Below are 21,933 nucleotides of genomic sequence, written 5' to 3'. Positions count from 1 at the left end.
AGAGACTCCGGACGAAGACGCACTTCGAAATGCAGACACCAGGCAAAAAAAGACCCGGCAGAGGGAGGGATCTGCCGGGTCCGGATTGCATGGGGGGAGGGACCCATGCAATGAGCGTTGCGTCGCGTCAGTGACTGTTCGCGTCCGCCGTTGTTTCGTTGTAACCCTGCACCAGTTCGGACCAGGCCTTGCTGGCCTGCAGGCCGAGACCGACCACGTCCTGCTGCGCCTGGCCCAGCCGCTGCAGGTTGTCCTGCCACAGCTGTGCGCCCCTGGAGAGGGCACCGGCCGCGTCCTCGCTGCGGGCCAGTTCGCCCAGCCAGCCGCCGGTGGCGGTCAGGTTGCGCTCCATCGCCTTCAGCTGTACGCCGAACATGCTTTCCGCGTTCTCCAGCGCCAACCGGTTCGCGCGCGTAGCCGCAGCGGCGAGCTGGCGGGTGGCATCACTGAAGCGATCGCTGAAGGCGGCGGCCATGGGGCATCAGGGAGTGACTTGATGCAATGCAGCATACGCCGTTGATGCGGCAATGCAACAAAAATAACAAAGGCGCCCTGGGCGCCTTTGAAAATCCTTGAAGATCAATGGGTTGATCAGGTGGACGGGCCACGGTAACGGCAGCCGGAGGTGCAGGTTTCGTGCACGGTGATCTCGCTCAGCGCTGGCAGGCCGGGCTTGAGTTCCTTCCAGATCCACACCGCCAGGTTCTCGCTGGTCGGGTTCTCCAGGCCAGGGATATCGTTGAGGTAGTGGTGGTCCAAGCGGTCGTAGATCGGCTGGAAGGCGGCTTTCACGTCTCCGAAATCCATGATCCAGCCGGTCTGCGCGCCCGGCTCGCCCTCGACCTTCAGTTCCACCCGGAACGAGTGTCCATGCAGGCGCGCGCACTTGTGCCCGGGCGGCACGTTGGGGAGGCGGTGCGCCGCCTCGATCATGAAGACTTTGAAGATTTCCATGGCGCCCATTGTACGTCGCAGGTGTCGCCTACGGCCGGTCGGCGCGGGAGAGCCTGTGAAGAAATTCTTTCCATCCGGATGAAGAGATGATAGTTTCTCTTATATCCGTATGAAGAGATGTTATTGGCCGGCCCCCGGCCAGGCATGGACTACTGCGGAACTTACGTCGTCCTTCCACTACCTCCCCCACATCGTCATGCCCCAGCACACCCTGCTCGTGGCGGCCCTGGCCGTCGCTCTGGCCGCGCCTTTGTCCGCCGCCGCCGAAACCTCCGCCAACGCCAGTGGCGAAGCCAGCACACTGGCTGCCGTGCGCGTCACCGGCTCCAACATCAAGCGCGCCGATACCGAAGCCTCCAACCCGGTGCAGGTGATCGGCCGTCAGCAGCTGGAGCAGACCGGCAAGGCCACCGTGGCCGATGTGCTGCGCTCGATCTCGGCCAACACCGGTAATGCGGCCAACGAAACCACCAACAATGGCTGGGCCTCCGGTTCGGCCGGCATCGGCCTGCGTGGCCTGTCGCAGAAGAACACGCTGGTGCTGCTCAACGGTCGCCGCCTGGCCAACTACGGTTTCCCGGCCGGTGGCCTGTCCGACACCTTCGTCGATCTCAATGCACTGCCGCTGGTGGCGGTGGAGCGCATCGAAGTGCTCAAGGACGGCGCCTCGGCCGTGTACGGTTCCGACGCGGTGGCCGGCGTGGTCAACATCATCACCCGGCAGAACTTCGAAGGCGCCGAGATCGGCGGCAGCTTCGGCGGTGCCGACCAGGGCGGCCTGCACGAGCAGAACCTGAAGTTCGTCGGCGGCCTGGGTGATCTCGACACCGACGGCTACAACATCCTCTTCAGCCTGCAGGGTTACAACCGCGAACGCCTGGACCAGGACGAACGCAACCTCACCAAGAGTGGCATCTACAGCGACCAACCGGGCGGCCGCTGGAACGGCTGGTCGGCCAAGGGCGCGCGTTACCTGGTCAACGGCGTGTCGGTGCCGATGCTCGATGCCAGCGGCAACTGCCCGGCCGGCACCACCCGCGTCGCCAGTGCGCCGATCGACGGCCTGGCCGGCGATACCTGCGGTTTCAACCAGGCGCCGTTCACCACGCTGATTCCTTCAACCAAGCGCTACCAGGCCTATGCCAACGGCACCTTCCGCCTGAACGACAACGTCGAAGCCTTCGGCGAAGTGCTGTACAGCCAGATCAAGAGCGCTGCATGGTTCGGCAGCAGCCCGTTCTTCACCCTCGAAAGCGGTCGCTTCGCGTTGAACGCCGACAGCGGCCTGGCCGAGCCGGTGTCGTCGCTGCTGCCGGCCAGCAATCCGTACAACCCGTACGGCCGCGCGATCCCGATCGAGTACACCTTCTTCGACCTCGGCGGCACCATCAAGACCAACCGCTCCACCGCCTATCGCGGCGTGTTCGGGCTGCGCGGCACCACTGCGAACTGGGACTGGGAAGTGGCCGCATTCGGTGCGCGCAGCAGCGAACGCGAGACCGTGTCCGGTGGTTTCGCCAACCGTTGGGCACTGGCCGATGCGCTGGCCACGGGCAGCTACAACCTGCTCAACCCCGCCGCGACGCCGCAGTCGGTACGCGATGCGATCAACATCGCCACGCTGCGCCCGGCCGAGTCCAAGCTGCAGGGCATCGACGCGAAGATCTCCGGCACGCTCGGCCACACCTGGGCCGGTGAGATCGGCTTCGCCGCCGGTGCCGAGTGGCGCCGCGAGAAGCTCGACTCCAACAACCCGTGGCAGATTGACGCCGGCCTGCAGGTACGCCCGGCCATCGCCGAAGTGCACGGCGAGCGCCAGGTCAGCGCCGCCTACGCCGAAGTGAATGTACCGCTGGCCTCGACGCTGGAGCTGTCCGCTGCGGCGCGCGCCGACCATTACGACGATTTCGGCGACGCATTCTCGCCGAAGATCGGCCTGCGCTGGCAGCCTCTGGACATCCTGCTGGTGCGCGCCTCGGCCTCGAAGGGCTTCCGTGCACCGTCGCTGTCGGAGAACTCCAACAGCACCAGCATCGCCTACGGCAGCGTGGTCGACCCGCGTGATCCGGACGTGCCGGGCTCGCGGCAGAACCCGACCTTCTTCACCGTCGGCAACAACGCGCTGAAGCCCGAACGCACCAAGAGTGTGAACTTCGGCGTGGTGCTGTCGCCGTGGGCCAACACCAACCTGAGCGTGGACTACTACCGCATCCAGCTGGACAACCTGGTCGGCACCAACAACACCCAGACCCTGGTCAACGACAACGTGGCCGGCGCGGTGCAGCGCGACGAGCGCGGCAAGCTGCAGGCGGTCTACAACCGCTACCAGAACCTGAGCGAACTGAAGACCTCCGGCATCGACGTCGAACTGCGCCAGCGCATCCCGACCGCTGCACTGGGTGACTTCACCGTGTCCTCGGCCTACACCCATGTGCGCGACTACCGTCGGCCGACCGTGGTCGGCGGCCCGCTGGTCGATTACGCCGGCAGCAACCTGGGCGCGACCCTGCCCAAGGACAAGGCCACCACCACGCTGGACTGGAAGCAGGGCGACTTCAACGCGGCGGTGACCTGGTACTACACCAGCGGCTACCGGCAGGAAGCCAGCACCGCAGCCAAGGCCGTGCAGACGCGCGTCGGCAGCTACAGCCAGTACGACCTGTACCTGGCCTACACCGGCGTGGACAAGCTGACCGTGTACGCCAAGGTGCAGAACCTGGCAGACAAGACGCCGCCGTATGACGCCTCGTTCCCGGGCATCCGCGCGCCGTACGACTTCAGCCAGTACGACCTGCGCGGCCGCTACTTCACGCTGGGCTTCGATTACCGCTTCTGATCCATCCGCCGCGGCCGGTCACCTTCAAGGGCCGGCCGCGCGATTACCTGCCGTTGTGTTCCTGGGGAGTTACCGTGTCCTTGCATCGCCGTGCTGTTCTTCCGTTGCTGCTTGCCGCCGCCACCGCACTGTCCTGCCCGCAGCCGGCGCAGGCGCAGAGCGCGTACTTCTTCCCGCAGGCTACCGACGCGGGCGCATTCGATACGTCCATTCCCACGCCGGAGCAGTTCCTGGGCTATCCGATCGGCAGCCGCTACACCCGGCATGACCAGCTGGTGGCGTACCTGCAGGAACTGGCCCGCCGTTCGGAGTCGATCAGCGTGCGCGAGATCGGTCGCAGTTACGAGGGTCGCCCGCTGCTGATCGCTACCGTCACCGCCGCCAGCAACCACGCGCGGCTGGAGCAGATCCGCCAGCAGCACGCCACCCTGGTCGATCCGGCGCAGCCGCGCAGCGCCGCCGGCGACAGCCCGGTGGTGGTCTGGCTGGGCTACAGCGTGCATGGTAATGAAACGTCCAGCGCCGAAGCGGCGATGCTGACCGCCTACTACCTGGTGGCCAACCGCAGCGCCGAAACCCGGCAGTGGCTGCAACAGGCCGTGGTGCTGTTCGACCCGGCGCAGAACCCGGATGGCCGCGACCGCGCCGCCAACTGGCACAACGCCTGGGCTTCGGATCCGGCCTCGGCCGACCCGGCTGACAAGGAGCACGTCGAACCTTTCCCGCAGGGCCGCACCAACCACTACTTCACCGATCTCAACCGCGACTGGCTGGCCCTGACCCAGCGCGAGTCGCGGCCGAAGGTGGAGGTGTTCCATCAGTGGTATCCCAACGTGCAGATCGACTTCCACGAAATGGGCAAGGACAGCACCTACTACTTCGAGCCCTCGCCGAAGAGCATGCACAGCCCGCTGATTCCGCCGGCGTCGTACGAGTTCAACAAGACCCTGGCCAAATACCACGCGCAGGCGCTGGATGCGTTGGGATCGCTGTACTACACCGGCGAGAATTTCGACAACTTCTCGCCGGTGTACGGTTCTACCTATCCGGACTTCCATGGTGCTGTCGGCGTGACCGTCGAACAGGCCAGCTCGCGCGGCCGCGTGCAGGAATCGGTGAATGGGCTGCTGACCTTCCCGTTCACCATCCGCAACCAGATCGCCACCGGGCTGGGCACCGTGCGTGGTGCAGTGACCGAGCGCAGCGGCCTGTTCGATCTGCAGAAGCAGTTCTTCCAGAGTGCACTGAAGCAGGCCGCACAGCAGCCGGTGAAAAGCTTCGTGTTCGGTGATGCGCATGACCCGGCACTGACCCGTCGCCTGCTGGAACTGTTGCTGCTGCATCGCATCGAGGTGCACGCTCTGGATCGTGCCGTCACTGTCGATGGACAGCGTTTCGATGCCGGCAGCGCCTACGTGGTGCCGGTGCAGCAGGCGCAGTTCCGCCTGGTGCATTCGATCTTTGCCGAGACCCCACCGATCAAGGGCGATGTGTTCTATGGCAGCACCAGCTATGCGATTGCGCCCGCCTACGGTGTGGCGTTCGCGGGTAGCCGCAGCCGTATCGACGGCGGAGCCCGTGTGACCGCGCTGCCGGCGGAGCAGGGCACAGTCAATGGCGGCCAGGCCAGCTTTGCCTATGCCATCGACTGGCGCGATTACAACGCCGGGCGCGCGCTGGCCGCGCTGCAGGGCAAGGGGTTGAACGCGCGTGCGGCGTTCCAGCCCTTCACCACCGCCACCGCACAGGGCGAAGTCCACTTCGCCGCCGGCAGCCTGGTGATTCCGGTGGCCGGGCAACCCCTGCAGGGCGCCGCGCTGCTGGAGGCCCTCAGCGCCGCCGCGCGCGAGGCCGGTGTGCAGGTGCACGCACTGTCCAGTGGCCGCAGCCACGAAGGCATCGATCTCGGCAGCGATGGCGTCAGGGCGCTGCGCACGCCCTCGGTCGCGCTGGTGATGGGCGAAGGTGTGGCCGCGACCGAGATCGGCTCGGCCTGGTTCCTGCTCGATAAGCAGCTGCGGCTTCCCGCCAGCAAGCTGGACCCGCAGCAACTGGGCAAGGTGGCGTTGGACCGCTACACCACCATCGTGCTGTCCGGCGGAACCTACAACGGCGTGGATGGCACGGCCGTGGCGGCGCTCAAGCGCTGGGTGCAGGCTGGGGGCTCGCTGGTGACTTATGGCAGCGCCTCGAAATGGGCGATCGAGCAGAAGCTGGCCGACGGCGAGACGGTCGGCAAGGATGAAGAGGCGACCGAAGCGGGCCGTCGCGCCTTCGGTGACCAGCGCGATATCGCCGCGATCGAGCGGGTCAGCGGCAACATTCTCAGTGCCGACGTCGATACCAGCCATCCGCTGGCCTTCGGCGTGCCGCGCCGGCAGCTGGCGATCAACAAGGAGAACACGGTGACGCTGCAGCCAAGCGCGAATCCGTTCTCGACGGTGGTACGCATCGACACGCCGCCGCGGGTGAACGGCTATCTGTCAGAGCGTAACCGCGCGCGGGTGGCGGGCAGCGCATGGCTGCTGGTGTCGGCGCAGGGGCAGGGCAATGTGGTGCTGTTCGCCGATGACCCGGCGCATCGGAAGTACTGGCACGGGACGGATCGGCTGTTGATCAACGCGATCTTCTTCGGGAATCTGGTGAATCCGAGTAAAGCGCGGGGTTGAGGTTTTACGCGCCTTGATTGATGCGTGTGGGGGAGGCCGGGCGGGCTGCGCAGGACACGCTGTAGATGCGCCGATCGAGCCCCCATGGATGGGTTTACGGCGTGTTCTGCGCTGGCCCCACGCCCATCCGCCCTCAGCGCAACACACCGCGCGCTTTATCACCCGGCAGCCAGCAACAAAAAAGGACGGCGCGTCAGCGCCGTCCCTCGATATGCCCCCGCGCAGCGGGAGACGTCATCCAATTCAGCTGGGATCAGCCGGCGCGACCGCCGCCGTTGCCACCCTGGCCGCGGCCACGGCCGCCACCATTGCCGCCACCGCCACGACGCTGGCCCTGACCCGCGCCCGCACGCTGCTGGCCATTGCCACCGCCCTCGCGACGGCCACCACCGGCCTTCTTCGGGCCCGCATGCGCATGGCGCGGTGCATCGCCGTGCGGACGACGTGCGTGGCTCTTGCGCGGCGCGCGCTCGCCGGTCTCGTGCTCGGCCTTGCCCGGCGCACTGTTGCCCCAGCGGATCGGCACCTGCAGCTCGAAGCCCGGCACATCGCGGATGTCCATGTCGCGGCCCAGCAGGCGCACGATCGCGCGCAGCAGCTTCACTTCATCCTGCGCCACCAGCGAAATCGCCTGGCCGGTGGAACCATTGCGGCCGGTACGGCCGATGCGGTGCACGTAATCCTCGGCCACCATCGGCAGATCGAAGTTGATCACCTTCGGCAACTCGTTGATGTCGATGCCACGCGCGGCGATGTCGGTGGCCACCAGCACGGTCACGCGGCCGGCCTTGAAATCGCCCAGTGCACGCAGGCGCTGGCCCTGGCTCTTGTTGCCATGGATTGCCGCGGTCTTGATGCCCGACTTTTCCAGGAACGCGGCCAGCTTGTCGCTGCCGTGCTTGGTGCGTGCGAACACCAGGGTCTGCTCGCGGCTGTCCTGCGCCAGCAGGTGCAGCAGCAGGTCGCGCTTGCGGCCGGCATCGACCGGGTGCACGCGGTGGGTGATGGTTTCGGCCACGGTGTTCTTCGGCGTCACCTGGATCTGTTCCGGGTTGCGCATGAACTCCAGCGCCAGCTGGCGGATGTTGTCCTCGAAGGTGGCCGAGAACAGCAGGGTCTGACGGTTCTGCTTCGGCAGCTTGGCCAGGATGCGCTTGATCGACGGCAGGAAGCCCATGTCGAGCATGCGATCGGCTTCGTCCAGGATCAGCACTTCGATGCCGGACAGGTCGACGCTGCGACGCTCCAGGTGATCGATCAGGCGGCCCGGGCAGGCCACCAGCAGGTCCACGCCGCGACGCAGGATGTCCAGCTGGTTGCCCATGCCGACGCCGCCGTAGATGCAGGCGCTGGGGATGCGCAGGTACTTGCTGTAACCGCGTAGGCTGTCATGCACCTGGGTGGCCAGCTCGCGGGTCGGGGCGAGGATCAGCGCGCGCGGCTTGCGCGGGCCGGCGCGCACTTCCTGCGAGGCGGTGCCCAGGTGCTGCAGCAGCGGCAGGCCGAAGGCGGCGGTCTTGCCGGTGCCGGTCTGTGCGCCGGCCAGCAGGTCACGACCGGCCAGCGCCAGCGGGATCGCCTGCTGCTGGATCGGGGTCGGGTTTTCGTAGCCCTGCTCGGCGAGCGCACGCAGCAGGAAGGGCGCCAGGCCCAGCGATTCAAAAGACATTGAGTTTGCTCCAAGTACAAGAAACGCCTGTCCGAACGGACAGACGGGGGCAGATCAGAGTGATCGGCTGACTCGGAGCGTTCCCGTGAACCGCGCTGCGAGAAGTTGGGTGCAGCCGACGCGGAGCGCAGGCTGGAATGCGTGACGAACGGCGTCGGAGTGGGGGCGGGCGACGGGGCGGACCCCGGACGCCGGCGATCCCGAAGGGAAACGGACGGCCGCTGCAGACCTGCCTAGTCTAACCGATGGCTGAGACCTCGCGCAAAAAGCCCCGTTCAGGTAGGGGGGCTCTCTGCAGGGCTGCGCCCTGCACCCGCAGAGGCCGAAGCGACGTCAACCTCAACGTCAAAAGCGGGTTTCCTGTGGGACGGCGGGGTGGGTCCGGTTGCGGGGGGCGCCGTAAATACGTCCTTGTAGGCTCGGTCGCGCCATCCATGGCGCTCACGCCCCCGCAACCGGACCCACCCCGCCTTCGACAGTTTCCCGCGAGCTGCCGGAACGGCTCTTGGGGTCAGATCCGTTTTCCAAAGGAAAACGGATCTGACCCCGGAATTCCATTCGTTATCTGACAGATTTCATCCACGCATGGCGTGGATCTACCGACCGTCACCTGGAAACCATCAAAGGTGGGGCGGTGTGGGCGGGCAGGACCGTTGGCGCCATGGATGGCGCCATCGAGCCCCCAAGGATGGGTTTACGGCGTGTCCTGCCCGCCCACACCGCCCCGCCAAACCCGCGGACAACCCAGAGCCGGCTGTTGCCTTTGCCTTTGCCGTTGCCGTTGCATTGAGCAGGTGCAGGGCTGCAAGCCCTGCCGACCCCCACTACGGTAGGGTGGGGCGATGCCGCGCTGCAGCTTGGCGCCGCCGCAGATTTGATTACACTTGAAACTTGTTTGCCCACGACTCCGGACACCCACCCATGAAGCTTGGTTCTTTGAAGGAAGGCGGCCGCGACGGCACCCTGATCGTCGTCTCGCGTGACCTGCGCCACGGCGTGCGCGCCACCGGCATTGCCGCCACCCTGCAGCAGGCCCTGGAGGACTGGAGCCACATTGCGCCGCGCCTGAACGCCCTGTCCGAATCGCTCAACAGCGGCGACGCCGATGGCGTGTTCGACCTCGATCCGCAGGCGCTGGCCGCGCCGATGCCGCGCGCCTATGAATTCGTCGATGGCAGCGCCTACCTGCCGCACGTGGAACGCGTACGCCGCGCCCGCGGCGCCGAGGTGCCGGAGAGCTTTTACACCGACCCGCTGATGTACCAGGCCACCAGCGCCGGTTTCTACGGCCCGCGCGATGCGGTCAAGGTGGTCAGCGAGGACTACGGCATCGACCTGGAGGCGGAGATCGTGGTGATCACCGACGACGTGCCGATGGCGGCCACCCCGGAACAGGCCGCTGGCCACATCCAGCTGGTCGGCCTGGTCAACGATGTCTCGCTGCGCAACCTGATTCCCGGCGAGCTGGCCAAGGGCTTCGGCTTCCTGCAGTCCAAGCCGCGTTCGGCACTGTCGCCGGTGTTGGTCACCCCCGACGAGCTGGGCGCCGCCTGGCAGGACAGCAAGGTGCATCTGCCGCTGCTGACCCACATCAACGGCCAGTGGTTCGGTGCGCCGGAAGCGGGCGTGGACATGCAGTTCAATTTCGCCCAGCTGGTCGCGCATGCAGCCAAGACCCGTCCGCTGGGTGCTGGCACCATCGTCGGCTCGGGCACCATCGCCAACGAAGACACCAGCAAGGGCGCCTCGTGCTTCGCCGAACAGCGCGTGGTCGAAACCCTGCGCGACGGCAAACCGAGCACGCCGTTCATGTCGTTCGGCGATGTGGTGCGCATTGAAATGCTCGATGCGGCCGGCAACAGCATCTTCGGTGCCATCGAACAGCGCATCGAACAGGCGGCCAAGCCCTGAGCATGGAGGCGGCGATGGACATCCTGGTTGACGACGGCATCGTGCTGTACACCTACTGGCGATCCAGCGCCGCCTACCGCGTGCGCATCGGCCTGGAGCTGAAGGGCCTGGCCTGGGAAGCGCGGCCGGTGCACCTGGTGCGCGAGGGCGGCGAGCAGCATCTGCACGCCTATCGCGCGCTCAACCCGCAGCAGCTGGTGCCGACCCTGCTGCATGAGGGACACACGCTGGCCCAGTCGCTGGCGATCCTGGAATACCTGGACGAGCGCTTCCCGCAGGTGCCGCTGCTGCCGGCCGACGCTGCCGGCCGCGCACGGGTGCGGGCGCTGGCGCAACTGGTGGCCTGCGATATCCATCCGATCAACAACCTGCGGGTGATGCAGTACCTGGAGCGTGACCTGCAGCTGCCGGCCGACGCCCGCACGCAGTGGACCCTGCACTGGATCGCCGAAGGCTTTGCCGCGATGGAAGCGATGCTGGCCAACAGCCGCGACACCGGCACCTTCTGCCATGGCGACCGCCCCGGCCTAGCCGACCTTTGCCTGCTGCCGCAGCTGTACAACGCCCACCGCTTCGGCCTGGATCTGGCGCCGTACCCGACCCTGCGCCGTATCGAAGCGTCCTGCCAGGCGCTGGACGCCTTCGATCGCGCGCGCCCGGAAAACCAGCCCGACGCCGCCTGACAGGCGGCGTCGCTCGCCGGGCGCGGCGCGGCGCTACCGGTCCCCGGCCCGTGGTAGCGCCGCGGCATGCCCGGCGGATTCCCCATCCCCTCGCAGCATCTGCCGAAGGTCATCGCGGAACAGCGCATAGGCCTGTTCGCGTCGCGCGCCGTCGCTTTGCCGCAGCACCCACGCCGGGTGCACGGTGGCGTAGCCGCGGGTGCCGTCCTCCAGCGTGCGCCAGCGTCCACGGTCGCGCGACAGATTGAAGTCACGGCCAAATACCGAGGCTGCCGCGGTTGCGCCCAGGCAGACGATGACCTGTGGCCGCACCCGTGCGATCTCGCCCATCAGCCACGGCCGGCAGGCCTGGATATGGCGGCTTTCCGGACGCTTGTGCAGCCGGGTCCTGCCGCGGCGCTCATGGTGGAAGTGCTTTACCGCATTGGTCAGGTACAGCGTGGCGCGATCAATGCCCAGCTCGGCCAGTGCGCGGTCCAGCAGCTGGCCGGCCGGGCCGGCGAACGGCTGGCCACGCAGATCCTCGGTATCACCGGGTTGCTCGCCGATCAGCATCACCCGCGCATCGGCCGGCCCCTGACCGAACACCGTCTGCGTGGCGGTCTCCCATAGCGGGCACTGGCGGCAGGCGCTGGCCTGCTGCTGAAGCGTCTGCAGGCTGCCGGTATCGGTGGTCGCTGTCGCCGCGTTTTCACGAATGGGAATCCGGCGCTGGGGTGCCTGCGCGGGCCGATCATGCATTTCCTGCACGCGATCGCCCGCATCGCGCACCAGGCGCGGCAGCAGCTGCGCCTCGGGCAGGTGGCGCCAGTACCGGGCCGGCATCTCCTGCATCATCATCCGGGTATTGAGCCGGGCCGGATTGAAGATGCTGGCGTAATAGGTCTGCCACAGGGCCTCGCGTGCATCCTCGGCCGGGGCATCCTCACGCCGTGCACCCGGGCCGAACGCCAGCGCCTGTCCGTCCCATGCCACGCTGCGCGACGGCGTCAGGATCGCCCAGCGCATGCCAGTGAAGCGGCGGGCGAAGAAGGGCGCCACCCGATCGACGATGTGATGCTGTGGTTCGAACCACGCGATGAACGCCTCGGGTTGGCCGGGTACCTCGCGGAAGCGCACGAAGGCCTTCATCTTGTGCGTGTCACGGCGCACGGCCTGGGCCAGCGCCATCGCACGCAGCACATCGGCATCGGCGGGATTGGTCAGCACCGCGCGTTCGCCATGGGTGATGCGCCACAGCAGCCGGTACAGCAGCGACAGGCGCTGCGGTTCGCTGTAGCACAGGCAGGTGGCGGCCAGTTCCAGGAATTCGCGCGGGACGCCGGGAACGGTTGCGTGTGCCGGCACCGGTGCCTGCTGCACCGGCGGCGCATCCAGCAGTGAGGCTTCGCTGCCATCGAGCCAATCCAGCTGTTCGGGCCGCACGCCACGCAGCAGCGCATCACGCGCACCGTCGCGCCAGGCCTGCAGCGACCAGGCCGGGTCCACCCGTTGTGACCAGCGCGGCGCGTCAGGTTGCCGGCGGCGCATCGAACAGCGATCCCTGGCGTGGAGGCGGGGCCAGTTGCGCGCGCAGCGCGGCCGGGTCATCCAGTGCCTTGCGCGGGTGATGGTCGGCCAGCAGCACGAACGGCAGCAGCTTGCTCATCGGTGCCTTCAGGCGGGCGATGTCGGCCACCCGCAGGCGCCCGTGGCGGCGCGCCATCAGCACGCGCTTTGCATTGCGCACGCCCAGACCAGGCACCCGCAGCAGCATTTCCTTCGGTGCACGGTTCAGATCGACCGGAAAGCGTTCGGGATGGCGGATCGCCCAGGCCATCTTCGGATCGATATCCAGATCGAGCATTCCGCCCTGCGTGGTGTCGGTGATCTCGTCCACGCCGTAACCATAGAAGCGCAACAGCCAGTCGGCCTGGTACAGCCGGTGCTCGCGCTGCAGGGGTGGGGCGTGTAGTGGCAGTTGCCGGCTGGCATCGGGAATCGGACTGAACGCGGAGTAGTAGACCCGGCGCATGCGGTAGTTGCCGTACAGGCTGTCGGCGCTGGTCAGGATCTGCTGGTCACTGGCGCCATCGGCGCCCACGATCATCTGCGTGCTCTGGCCTGCTGGTGCGAAACGGGGTGGCTTCGGCCGCGCGCTGCGGGTGACGGCCGGCGCCAGCGCGGGCGCGGCCTTGCGTGCTTCCTGGGCTTCCTCGATGCGCCAGCGCAGCTCACCCATTGCGCCGCGGATCGACTGGACGGTCTTCTCCGGCGCCAGTGTGCTCAGCCCGGCCTCGGTGGGCAGTTCCACATTGATCGACAGGCGGTCGGCGTGGCGGCCGGCGCTGGCCAGCAGTTCCGGCGACGCTTCGGGAATGGTCTTGAGGTGGATGTAGCCGGCAAAGCGGTGTTCCTCGCGCAGGCGCCGGGCGACCTCCACCATCTGCTCCATCGTGTAGTCCGCATTGCGGATGATGCCGCTGGAGAGGAACAGACCTTCGATGTAGTTGCGCTTGTAGAAATCCAGGGTCAGCGCAACCACCTCGTCCACACTGAAACGCGCGCGGGCCACATTGCTGGACACGCGATTGACGCAATAGGCACAGTCGTAGACGCAGAAGTTGGTCAGCAGGATCTTCAGCAGTGATACGCAGCGGCCGTCCGGCGTATAGCTGTGACAGATGCCCATGCCCTCGGTGCTGCCGATGCCACCGCTGGCAAGCGAATCGCGCTTTCCCGAGCCACTGGAGGCGCAGGAGGCGTCGTACTTGGCGGCATCGGCCAGAATGGCCAGCTTGCGGATGGTTTCCATTGCGGAAACCTACGGATGAGCGATCTCAATGGATGAGACCGCCCCTGAATCCTTCAGGCTTCCGCCGGGCCATACCCGGCGCGCGCGGTCAGAAGCCGTGGGTGATGGTGGGCTGGGTTGGCGAGGAGAAATCCGCGTACGGATCGTGCTCGCCGCTGCTGCCTTCGGACAGGCGGAACTTCAGCGCCAGGCCATCGCGCGAATCGGCTGCACGCAGCGCTTCTTCCTGCTCGATCACGCCGCTCTTGGCCAGCCGGAACAGGCACTGGTCGAAGCTCTCCATGCCTTCCTCCAGTGAACCTTCCATCGCCGCCTTGATCTCGTGCACCTGGCCGCGGCGCAGCAGGTCGCGGATCATCGGCGTGTTGATCAGCACCTCGGTGGCCGGCAGGCGACGGCCTTCCTTGTTCTTCACCAGGCGCTGGCTGATCACCGCACGCAGGTTCAGCGCCAGGTTCATCAGCACGTTCTTGTGCGCGCTTTCCGGGAAGAAGTTGAGGATGCGCTCGATGGTCTGGTCGGCGTTGTTGGAGTGCAGGGTGGCCAGGCACAGGTGGCCGGTCTCGGCGAAGGCGATCGCCGCCTCCATCGTTTCCGCGTCCAGGATCTCGCCGATCAGGATCACGTCCGGCGCTTCGCGCATCGCGTTCTTCAGCGCGTTGTGGAAAGCATGGGTATCCAGCCCGACCTCGCGCTGGTTGACGATCGACATCTTGTGCTTGTGCAGGTACTCGATCGGGTCCTCGATGGTGAGGATGTGACCGGTGGTGGTGCTGTTGCGGTGGTCGATCATCGACGCCAGCGAGGTGGACTTGCCCGAGCCGGTGGACCCCACCACCAGCACCAGCCCACGCGGAGTCATGATGACGTCCTTCAGCACCTGCGGCAGGTTCAGCTCCTCGATGCTGGGGATGCGGCTGCGGATGGCGCGGATGACCATGCCGACCTCGCCGCGCTGCTTGAACACGTTGACGCGGAAGCGCCCGGCATCGGGCAGGGCAATGGCCATGTTCAGTTCCAGCTCGCGCTCGAACTGCGGCACCTGGCCTTCGTCCATCAGCGAGTAGGCGATCTTCTTGACCATGCCCGGCGGCAGGCCGGTGTTGCCCAGCGGATAAAGCTTCCCCTCGATCTTGATATAGACCGGTGCCCCGGTGGTCAGGAACATGTCCGAAGCGTTCTTTTCGGTCATCAGCTTCAGGAAGTAGCCGATATCCATTGCGAATTTTCCCCAACGAAACGGCCGACGCCCGTTGCCAGCACGGTGTCGGCTTGACGACAATGGCCGTGAACCGACAACCGGTACGGCCTCCCCAATGAAACGACTTAGCTTCGCACGAATGCGCCATGTCCTGTATGTGATGGCGTTTGCATTCGCACTGTCTGCCCCCGCCTGGGCGCAGGACGCCGCCCTGGAACTGGCGCAGGCCCGGCAGGCGGTGGACAAGGCCACCCAGGCCGATGCCGACCAGTACGCCCCGGACCTGATCGGCCTGGCCCGCCAGGGCCTGGAGCAGGCCCAGCGTGCCGCCGCCGACCGCCGCGAGCGCAAGAACGCCCCGGCGATGGCCCTGCGTGCCGCTGCCGACGCCGACCTGGCGCGTGTGCGCAGCGAGGAAGCCACGGCCACCGCCCAGCTGCAGCTGCGCCGCAACGAGGTCAACCAGCTGCAGCGCCAGCTGTCGACCGGGGAGGGCCGCCGATGAAGCCGATCACTGCCGCAACCCTGGCCGCGCTGCTGGCGCTGCCCGCGCTGGCCATGGCCGCCGACAACCCGATGGTGGCGCAGCTGAGCCAGCGCCTGATGGCCATCCAGGCCAATCCGGACACCGCCGAGCTGGGCGCCTTCGAGCGCATGCAGGCGCAGCAGGCCATCGCCACCCTGGACAAGGCCAAGCGCCGCGACCAGGAGCTGGCCACCTACCTGGCCGAGCGCCGCGTGGAGATTGCCGAGACCGCCGTGCGCACCGCCCTGGCCGCGCGCGAGGTTGACCGTCTGGAGCGGACCCGCAGCGACCTGCTGATCGAGGCCAGCCGCCGCGATGCCGCCCGTGCGCGCCAGGAAGCCGAGCAGCTGCGCATGCAGGCGCAGATGCAGGCCGAGGAGGCCGAGCGCCTGCGCCAGGCCGCCGAGGCCGAGACCCTGGCCCGCCAGGATGCCGAGAATGCCCTGACCAGCGTGGCCGGCAAGCAGCAGCAGCGGCTCAGCGCCGCCCAGCAGAACGCGGCCAAGCTGGCCCGCGAAGAAGCCGAGCTGGTGTCCGGGCAGAAGCTGCCCGGCTCGAAGTTCGACGGCCGTGGCGAGGTCTTCACCTTCACTGGTGATGCCTTTGCCGCCGGTGCCTCCAGTCTGTCCGGCGGCGCCCGCAACCAGGCCAAGGCGCTGGCCGAGTACCTGAACATCGGCAAGAAGGGCCGCCTGCGCATCGAGGCCTATGACAGCGCCAACGGCGTGGGCCAGAAGCGGGCCGAAGCGCTGCGCGACGCACTGGTCGCGGCCGGTGTCGCAAGCAACCGCATCCAGCTCAGTGGCAAGAAGGCGGCCGCTACCCGGGCGCGCTCGGCCGAGGTCATCATCGCCCCGTAATTGCTTGATATTGTTTGTTTTTCGTTGCAATGAGCATTCAGCCTGAACCCCGCCCCGGCGGGGTTCGGTCTTTTTGCCGCAGGGGCTTGAACCCCGCCCGGAGCAGGCGTAGGGTCAATCGTCCGGGACGCAATGCCGCGGACCGGACGATGGGAGGGCCGGGCCGATGCAAGCAGGGCGCGAACCGCAGCAGACCGACGTGCGCAGGCCAGTGCCGCAGGTCGTTGCAGGCGTCCAGGTGGCCATCGACCGGCGCTCCTCCATGAACAACGCCCCGTGCCTTGCGGCCGGGGCGTTCGTGTATCTGTCGAAGGAGGTCCATCATGTTTGAAGATCAGCCCCAGAGCGAGATCGACGCACGTCGTGCGCGGGATCCGGAGTTCAGGGCACTCCATGACCAGCACCGCAAGTTGAACAAGAAGTGCATGGATGCGGAGTTGGGTGTACTCCCGATCGATGATGTCACCCTGGGTCGCATGAAGCGCGAGAAGCTGCTGGCCAAGCAACGACTTCTGCGAATGTACGCAACACCGCTCTCAGCACCCTCCCCCACGCTTTGACGCACCCCGTCACGCCCGGAACGGCGTGGCCCGGCCATTGATGGCCCCGCCAGGCGCTCCTGCCCTGGCATCGCGGCACCGCCGATGAGGCGGCCGCGCCAAGGCACCACAGGCCGTGGTGCCTTGGCCTGCAGGCACAACTCACCGATGCGGGCGGTACCGGTCTCCTCGTCGATCCGGGGCCGTCCGCATCCCTTTTCCGGGCAGGATGCGGGCGCCCGCGCGCCGACCTGACTTTCCGCGCCATCCGTCGGATAATCATCGGTCCGGCCCTGTGTGGCGCGAATCGAAAGTCCTCCGAATGCCCATCCATTCCTCCGTCCTCGAACTCATCGGCCAGACCCCGATCGTCAAGGCCCAGCGCCTGGATACCGGTGTCTGCGAGCTCTACCTGAAGCTCGAAAGCGCCAACCCGGGCGGATCGATCAAGGATCGTATCGGCCTGTCGATGATCGAAGCGGCGGAGCAGCGCGGCGAGCTGAAGCCCGGTGCCACCCTGGTGGAGGGCACCGCCGGCAACACCGGCCTGGGCCTGGCGCTGGTGGCCCAGCAGAAGGGCTATAAGCTGATCCTGGTTGTTCCCGACAAAATGAGCCGGGAAAAGATCTTCAACCTGAAGGCGATGGGTGCCGAGGTGCGCCTGACCCGTTCAGACGTGGCCAAGGGCCACCCGGAGTACTACCAGGACCTGGCCAAGACCATCGCCGAGCAGACCCCGGGCGCGTACTTCATCAACCAGTTCGGCAACCCGGACAATCCGGCTGCGCACGAATTCGGCACCGGCCCGGAAATCCTGGAGCAGATGGGCGGCGATCTCGACGCCATCGTATTCGGCTGTGGCAGCTCGGGCACCATGACCGGCCTGTCGCGGGCCTTCGCCAGGCTGTCGCCGAAGACCGAACTGGTGCTGGCCGACCCGGTGGGCTCGATCCTGGCCGAGTACATCAACGACGGCGTGCTCAACGACAAGTCGGGCAGCTGGCTGGTGGAAGGCATCGGCGAGGACTTCCTGCCGTCGATCTCCGACTTCAGCCGTGTCAAGAAGGCTTATGCCATCAGCGATGCCGAGAGCTTCCACACCGCGCGCGAGCTGCTGGGCAAGGAAGGCATCCTCGGCGGTTCGTCCACCGGCACCCTGCTGGCCGCGGCGCTGAAGTACTGCCGCGAGCAGACCACGCCGAAGAAGGTGCTGGTGCTGGTCTGCGATACCGGCAACAAGTACCTGTCCAAGATGTACAACGACTACTGGATGCTGGACAACGGCTTCCTGCAGCGCCCACAGCATGGCGACCTGCGCGACCTGATCCTGCGCCCGTACGGCCAGCGCGACACGGTGGTGATCGGCCCGAACGATCTGCTGACCACCGCCTACCAGCGCATGAAGCTGTACGACGTGTCGCAGCTGCCGGTGATGGACGGCGACCAGCTGGTCGGCATCGTCGATGAAAGCGACGTGCTGCTGCATGTCTATGGCGACGAAGCGCGCTTCCGCGACACCGTGGCCACTGCGATGGTCAGCAAGCTGGACCGGCTGGACGTCAAATCGCCGATCGAAGCGTTGCTGCCGGTGTTCGACCGTGGGCAGGTGGCAATTGTGATGGACGGCGACGCCTTCCTGGGCCTGATCACCCGCATCGACCTGCTGAACTATTTGCGCCGTCGCGTGCAGTAAGCCGCTGATCGCCGACATTCGCCACTGAATTCCGGTTTATCTGCGTCAAAGGTCGTTAAGGCCGCGCTGATAGACTCCCGATCCTTTGACGGCGCCGCCTGCCGGCGCCCACCAGGAAAGAACATGTCCAACGCTACTTCCCAGGATCGCGCCCTGGCCCTGGCTACCCTGGCCATCCATGGCGGCCAGTCGCCGGACCCCAGCACCGGCGCAGTGATGCCGCCGATCTACGCCACCTCCACCTACGCCCAGTCCAGCCCGGGCGAGCACCAGGGCTTCGAGTACTCGCGTACGCACAACCCGACCCGCTTCGCCTATGAGCGGTGCGTGGCGTCGCTGGAAGGCGGCACCCGCGGCTTTGCCTTCGCCTCGGGCATGGCGGCCAGCTCGACCGTGATCGAACTGCTGGACGCCGGCAGCCACGTGGTGGCGATGGACGACATCTACGGCGGCAGCTTCCGCCTGTTCGAGCGCGTGCGTCGCCGCACCGCCGGTCTGGATTTCAGCTTCGTCGACCTGACCGATCTGGCGGCCTTCGAAGCGGCCATCACGCCGAAGACGAAGATGGTGTGGATCGAGACCCCGACCAACCCGATGCTGAAGATCGTGGACATCGCCGCGGTGACCGCCATTGCCAAGCGCCATGGCCTGATCGTAGTGGTCGACAACACCTTCGCCTCGCCGATGCTGCAGCGTCCGCTGGAACTGGGCGCCGACCTGGTGCTGCATTCGGCCACCAAGTACCTCAACGGCCACTCGGACATGGTCGGCGGCATGGTGGTGGTTGGCGACAACGCCGATCTGGCCGAACAGATGGCCTTCCTGCAGAACTCGGTGGGGGGCGTGCAGGGCCCGTTCGACAGCTTCCTGGCCCTGCGTGGCCTGAAGACCCTGCCGCTGCGCATGAAGGCGCACTGCGCCAACGCGCTGGCACTGGCGCAGTGGCTGGACAAGCACCCGGCGGTGGAGAAGGTGATCTACCCGGGCCTGCCGTCGCACCCGCAGCACGAGCTGGCCGGCAAGCAGATGGCCGGCTACGGCGGCATCGTTTCGATCGTGCTCAAGGGCGGTTTCGAAGCGGCCAAGCGTTTCTGCGAGAACACCAAGCTGTTCACCCTGGCCGAGTCGCTGGGCGGCGTGGAAAGCCTGGTCAATCATCCGGCGGTGATGACCCATGCCTCCATTCCGGTCGCGCGCCGCGAGCAGCTGGGCATCAGCGATGCGCTGGTGCGCCTGAGCGTGGGCGTGGAAGAACTGGGTGATCTTCAGGTGGATCTGGAACGCGCACTGTCGGCAGGGAACCGCTGATTCATGCAGAAGCACGCCAATCTCCTGTTCCTGTTCCGCCAGCTGCTGGGGCGTGAGTTGGCAGCACGGTACCGCACCACCACGCTGGGTGTTCTGTGGCTGGTGCTGCAACCGTTGCTGATGTTGTGCGTGTACACGCTGGTGTTCAGTGGTGTGTTCAAGGCGCGATGGGCGGGGGCCGAATCCACCGGCGACTTCGCCCTGATGCTGTTTGCGGGCCTGGTGCCATTCACGCTGCTGTCCGAAGTGCTGATCACCGCACCGGGGATCATCGCCGGCCAGCCCAACTTCGTGAAGAAGGTGGTCTTCCCGCTGCCGGTGCTGTCGATCGTGAAGGTGGCCGCAGCGCTGACCACCGCCGGCATCGGCCTGACCATCCTGCTGGTCGCGCAGACCTGGCAGTCGGGGCTGCCGTCGGCGTGGGCGCTGGCTTCGCCGCTGATCCTGCTGGAAATGACCCCCATGCTGCTTGCGATCGCCTGGTCGCTGTCGGCGCTGGGAGTCTATCTGCGTGACATCAGCCAGTTCGTCGGCATCCTCAGCAGCGTGCTGCTGTTCCTCAGCCCGATCTTCTTCCCGGCGCATGCAATGCCCGAGGCGGCGCGGGGCCTGGTGTTCTTCAACCCGCTGGTCACGCCCATCGAACAGCTGCGCGCGGTGACGGTGCAGAACTCGGCGCCGGATCTGGCCGCGCTGTTGCCGCACTTCCTGCTTTCCGTGGTGGCGGCGATGCTGGCCTACGCGCTCTTCCGTCGCCTCTCGCGCGGCTTCTCGGACGTCCTATGAACAACCCGCAGACCACCACGATGCATGCCTCACCCGACGCGGCCATCGAAGTGGTGGGCGTGACCAAGGACTATCCGGTCTACGCCAACCCGCGCGAGCGCCTGCTGTCGCTGCTCAAGCCTTCCGGTGACCGCGCCAGCCGCACCTTCCGTGCGCTGGATGGCATCAACCTGGTCGTGCCGAAGGGCGAAACGGTTGGCATCATCGGGCGCAACGGCGCCGGCAAATCGACCCTGCTGCAAATCCTGTGCGGCACGGTGCGCCCGACCTCCGGCTCGGTCAGCATCCGCGGGCGCTTTGCCGCCCTGCTCGAACTGGGGGCCGGCTTCAATCCGGATTTCTCCGGCCGCGACAACGTGTACCTGAGCGCCTCGCTGCTGGGCCTGAGCCGCAAGGAAGTGGACGACAAGCTGCAGTCGATCATCGACTTCGCCGATATCGGCGATTTCTTCGACCGGCCGGTCAAGACCTATTCCAGCGGCATGTACGTGCGCCTGGCGTTCTCGGTGGCCATCCACACCGAACCGGATGTGCTGATCATCGACGAAGCGCTGTCGGTGGGTGACATCCGCTTCCAGATGAAGTGCCTTGCGCGCATCGAACAGATCCGCGCACGCGGCGCCACCATCCTGTTCGTGTCGCATTCGCTCGAGCAGGTCAAGCGCTTCTGCCAGACCGCGCTGTGGCTCGAAGGTGGCAAGGTCAAGCTGCACGGTGAAGCCAGCTTCGTGGCCGACCGTTTCCGCGACTACGAACTGGGCAAGGAGCTGGCCGTGGCGCAGGACGCTGAAGTGCGCCAGGCGCCCGCCCCGGGCAGCATTCCCGCACATCTTGAAACGGTTGCACTGAGCACCGACATGCTGGCGCCGTTCGAGCCGCTGACGGTGGATATCAGCTATACCGTTGGCGATGAGACGGTCGATGGCCTGCTGCTTGGCGTAGCGATCAAGGGCATGGACGGCCTGCATATCTTTGGCCCCAACACCTATCTTGAGCGGGTGGTGATTCCCACCTCGCGCGGCTCGCATCGCGTCAGCTACTGCATCCCGTCGATGACCCTGCTGACCGGCAGCTACCGCGTTGATGTGGGACTGTTCACCGACAAGGGCCTGGTCTGCCTGGACTACCTGTCCGAAGCCAGTGTCTTCACCGTGGCTGCGCCCTACTTCAGTGAGGGCGTGGTCTATATCCCGCATGAGTGGAAGGTCCATGACCCCGACGCTGCTTGAAATCCCCTTTGATCATTACCAGCGCTACGGTGCGGCCACGCATCTGCTGCAGGCGCTGGATCTGCCCGCGCCGCGGGTGCTGGAAGTAGGGGCCAACCGTCAGCGTCTGCTCGGGCAGTTCCTGCCGCAGGCAACGTTCCTGTACACCGACCTGCATGCCGAAGGGGACGAGAAGGACTTCGTGGTGGCCGACGCCACCGCGCTGCCGTTCCCGGAGCAGGGCTTCGACGCCGTGGTATCGCTGGATGTGCTTGAGCATATTCCCGCGCCGCTGC

Annotated in this window: 17 protein-coding genes and 1 pseudogene; 12 read left to right on the top strand and 6 right to left on the bottom strand. The window is 66.5% G+C overall.

All coding sequences use genetic code 11. The annotated features are described in order from the left end of the window. Positions 1 to 127 precede the first annotated feature (127 nt). Together LZ605_RS13135 and queD are read right to left on the bottom strand one after the other, a co-directional pair. Complete coding sequence (locus LZ605_RS13135) at positions 128 to 475, bottom strand: phasin family protein (RefSeq protein ID WP_249842024.1); 348 nt, start codon at positions 473 to 475, stop codon at positions 128 to 130. 116 nt (positions 476 to 591) lie between these two features. Continuing rightward, positions 592 to 954 (bottom strand): 6-carboxytetrahydropterin synthase QueD, encoded by a 363-nt coding sequence (queD, locus tag LZ605_RS13130; RefSeq protein WP_249842023.1) that lies wholly within the window; start codon positions 952 to 954, stop codon positions 592 to 594. A gap of 196 nt (positions 955 to 1,150) precedes the next feature. On the opposite strand from queD, the gene LZ605_RS13125 reads away from it, so the two are divergent. Then, on the top strand, positions 1,151 to 3,790 hold the full coding sequence (locus LZ605_RS13125; protein ID WP_249842022.1) for a TonB-dependent receptor: 2,640 nt from the start codon (positions 1,151 to 1,153) through the stop codon (positions 3,788 to 3,790). A gap of 74 nt (positions 3,791 to 3,864) precedes the next feature. Further along, positions 3,865 to 6,459 carry a M14 family metallopeptidase gene (locus LZ605_RS13120; RefSeq protein ID WP_249842021.1) on the top strand — a complete coding sequence of 865 codons (2,595 nt, stop codon included), beginning with the start codon at positions 3,865 to 3,867 and terminating at the stop codon, positions 6,457 to 6,459. A 253-nt stretch (positions 6,460 to 6,712) separates the two neighbouring features. On the opposite strand, the gene LZ605_RS13115 is transcribed toward LZ605_RS13120, so the two are convergent. Further along, positions 6,713 to 8,128, bottom strand: coding sequence for a DEAD/DEAH box helicase (locus LZ605_RS13115; protein ID WP_249842020.1), 1,416 nt, complete (start codon positions 8,126 to 8,128; stop codon positions 6,713 to 6,715). A 921-nt stretch (positions 8,129 to 9,049) separates the two neighbouring features. On the opposite strand from LZ605_RS13115, the gene LZ605_RS13110 reads away from it, so the two are divergent. Further along, positions 9,050 to 10,039, top strand: coding sequence for a fumarylacetoacetate hydrolase family protein (locus LZ605_RS13110; RefSeq protein WP_249842019.1), 990 nt, complete (start codon positions 9,050 to 9,052; stop codon positions 10,037 to 10,039). Between the two features lie 14 nt (positions 10,040 to 10,053). Further along, entirely contained in the window at positions 10,054 to 10,722 is a 669-nt protein-coding gene (gene maiA / locus LZ605_RS13105; protein WP_249842018.1) for a maleylacetoacetate isomerase, read from the top strand. A gap of 33 nt (positions 10,723 to 10,755) precedes the next feature. Here maiA and LZ605_RS13100 read toward each other — a convergent pair whose 3' ends face one another. The 3 genes from LZ605_RS13100 to LZ605_RS13090 all read right to left on the bottom strand — a co-directional run bounded on the left by LZ605_RS13100 (position 10,756) and on the right by LZ605_RS13090 (position 14,735). Continuing rightward, entirely contained in the window at positions 10,756 to 12,252 is a 1,497-nt protein-coding gene (locus LZ605_RS13100) for a UdgX family uracil-DNA binding protein (protein ID WP_249842017.1), read from the bottom strand. Further along, the gene (locus LZ605_RS13095; protein ID WP_249842016.1) at positions 12,233 to 13,516 is read right to left on the bottom strand and encodes a putative DNA modification/repair radical SAM protein; all 1,284 of its coding nucleotides are present in this window, start codon (positions 13,514 to 13,516) and stop codon (positions 12,233 to 12,235) included. Before LZ605_RS13095 ends, LZ605_RS13100 begins: the two co-directional genes overlap by 20 nt. Positions 13,517 to 13,604: 88 nt before the next feature. After that, complete coding sequence (locus tag LZ605_RS13090) at positions 13,605 to 14,735, bottom strand: PilT/PilU family type 4a pilus ATPase (RefSeq protein WP_107232233.1); 1,131 nt, start codon at positions 14,733 to 14,735, stop codon at positions 13,605 to 13,607. Positions 14,736 to 14,856: 121 nt separating this feature from the next. Here LZ605_RS13090 and LZ605_RS13085 point away from each other — a divergent pair, with 121 nt between their 5' ends. The 8 genes and pseudogenes from LZ605_RS13085 to LZ605_RS13050 form a co-directional block, all read left to right on the top strand. Continuing rightward, the gene (locus LZ605_RS13085; protein WP_249842015.1) at positions 14,857 to 15,222 is read left to right on the top strand and encodes a DUF4398 domain-containing protein; all 366 of its coding nucleotides are present in this window, start codon (positions 14,857 to 14,859) and stop codon (positions 15,220 to 15,222) included. Then, positions 15,219 to 16,103: a hypothetical protein gene (locus tag LZ605_RS13080; protein WP_249842014.1), complete on the top strand. Its 885-nt coding sequence runs from the start codon at positions 15,219 to 15,221 to the stop codon at positions 16,101 to 16,103. Before LZ605_RS13085 ends, LZ605_RS13080 begins: the two co-directional genes overlap by 4 nt. Positions 16,104 to 16,426: 323 nt before the next feature. Beyond that, positions 16,427 to 16,663, top strand: a complete 237-nt coding sequence (locus LZ605_RS13075; RefSeq protein WP_057496722.1) for a YdcH family protein — start codon at positions 16,427 to 16,429, stop codon at positions 16,661 to 16,663. Positions 16,664 to 16,964: 301 nt separating this feature from the next. Continuing rightward, complete coding sequence (locus LZ605_RS13070; protein WP_249842013.1) at positions 16,965 to 18,335, top strand: pyridoxal-phosphate dependent enzyme; 1,371 nt, start codon at positions 16,965 to 16,967, stop codon at positions 18,333 to 18,335. A 123-nt stretch (positions 18,336 to 18,458) separates the two neighbouring features. After that, positions 18,459 to 19,643, top strand: a complete 1,185-nt coding sequence (locus LZ605_RS13065; RefSeq protein WP_249842012.1) for a cystathionine gamma-synthase — start codon at positions 18,459 to 18,461, stop codon at positions 19,641 to 19,643. Between the two features lie 3 nt (positions 19,644 to 19,646). Continuing rightward, positions 19,647 to 20,429, top strand: a complete 783-nt coding sequence (locus LZ605_RS13060) for an ABC transporter permease (RefSeq protein ID WP_249842011.1) — start codon at positions 19,647 to 19,649, stop codon at positions 20,427 to 20,429. Beyond that, positions 20,426 to 21,658 carry an ABC transporter ATP-binding protein gene (locus LZ605_RS13055; RefSeq protein ID WP_306803695.1) on the top strand — a complete coding sequence of 411 codons (1,233 nt, stop codon included), beginning with the start codon at positions 20,426 to 20,428 and terminating at the stop codon, positions 21,656 to 21,658. Before LZ605_RS13060 ends, LZ605_RS13055 begins: the two co-directional genes overlap by 4 nt. Further along, positions 21,624 to 21,905: pseudogene (locus tag LZ605_RS13050) on the top strand (wsae); the annotation flags it as partial. The gene LZ605_RS13055 and the pseudogene LZ605_RS13050, both read left to right, overlap by 35 nt. Positions 21,906 to 21,933: the final 28 nt, after the last annotated feature.

The organism is Stenotrophomonas maltophilia (genome assembly GCF_023518235.1).
In the GTDB taxonomy this organism is placed as follows: domain Bacteria; phylum Pseudomonadota; class Gammaproteobacteria; order Xanthomonadales; family Xanthomonadaceae; genus Stenotrophomonas.
Note: the sequence above shows the minus strand (reverse complement) of the source record. Positions and strands in the feature narration are given on the sequence as shown.

Excerpts from the sequence above, each read along its gene's own strand:
- LZ605_RS13135 (WP_249842024.1), bottom strand. The coding sequence starts at position 475 with ATGGCCGCCGCCTTCAGCGATCGCTTCAGTGATGCCACCCGCCAGCTC.
- queD (WP_249842023.1), bottom strand. The coding sequence starts at position 954 with ATGGAAATCTTCAAAGTCTTCATGATCGAGGCGGCGCACCGCCTCCCC.
- LZ605_RS13125 (WP_249842022.1), top strand. The coding sequence starts at position 1,151 with ATGCCCCAGCACACCCTGCTCGTGGCGGCCCTGGCCGTCGCTCTGGCC.
- LZ605_RS13115 (WP_249842020.1), bottom strand. The coding sequence starts at position 8,128 with ATGTCTTTTGAATCGCTGGGCCTGGCGCCCTTCCTGCTGCGTGCGCTC.
- LZ605_RS13110 (WP_249842019.1), top strand. The coding sequence starts at position 9,050 with ATGAAGCTTGGTTCTTTGAAGGAAGGCGGCCGCGACGGCACCCTGATC.
- maiA (WP_249842018.1), top strand. The coding sequence starts at position 10,054 with ATGGACATCCTGGTTGACGACGGCATCGTGCTGTACACCTACTGGCGA.
- LZ605_RS13100 (WP_249842017.1), bottom strand. The coding sequence starts at position 12,252 with ATGCGCCGCCGGCAACCTGACGCGCCGCGCTGGTCACAACGGGTGGAC.
- LZ605_RS13095 (WP_249842016.1), bottom strand. The coding sequence starts at position 13,516 with ATGGAAACCATCCGCAAGCTGGCCATTCTGGCCGATGCCGCCAAGTAC.
- LZ605_RS13090 (WP_107232233.1), bottom strand. The coding sequence starts at position 14,735 with ATGGATATCGGCTACTTCCTGAAGCTGATGACCGAAAAGAACGCTTCG.
- LZ605_RS13085 (WP_249842015.1), top strand. The coding sequence starts at position 14,857 with ATGCGCCATGTCCTGTATGTGATGGCGTTTGCATTCGCACTGTCTGCC.
- LZ605_RS13080 (WP_249842014.1), top strand. The coding sequence starts at position 15,219 with ATGAAGCCGATCACTGCCGCAACCCTGGCCGCGCTGCTGGCGCTGCCC.
- LZ605_RS13075 (WP_057496722.1), top strand. The coding sequence starts at position 16,427 with ATGTTTGAAGATCAGCCCCAGAGCGAGATCGACGCACGTCGTGCGCGG.
- LZ605_RS13070 (WP_249842013.1), top strand. The coding sequence starts at position 16,965 with ATGCCCATCCATTCCTCCGTCCTCGAACTCATCGGCCAGACCCCGATC.
- LZ605_RS13065 (WP_249842012.1), top strand. The coding sequence starts at position 18,459 with ATGTCCAACGCTACTTCCCAGGATCGCGCCCTGGCCCTGGCTACCCTG.
- LZ605_RS13060 (WP_249842011.1), top strand. The coding sequence starts at position 19,647 with ATGCAGAAGCACGCCAATCTCCTGTTCCTGTTCCGCCAGCTGCTGGGG.
- LZ605_RS13055 (WP_306803695.1), top strand. The coding sequence starts at position 20,426 with ATGAACAACCCGCAGACCACCACGATGCATGCCTCACCCGACGCGGCC.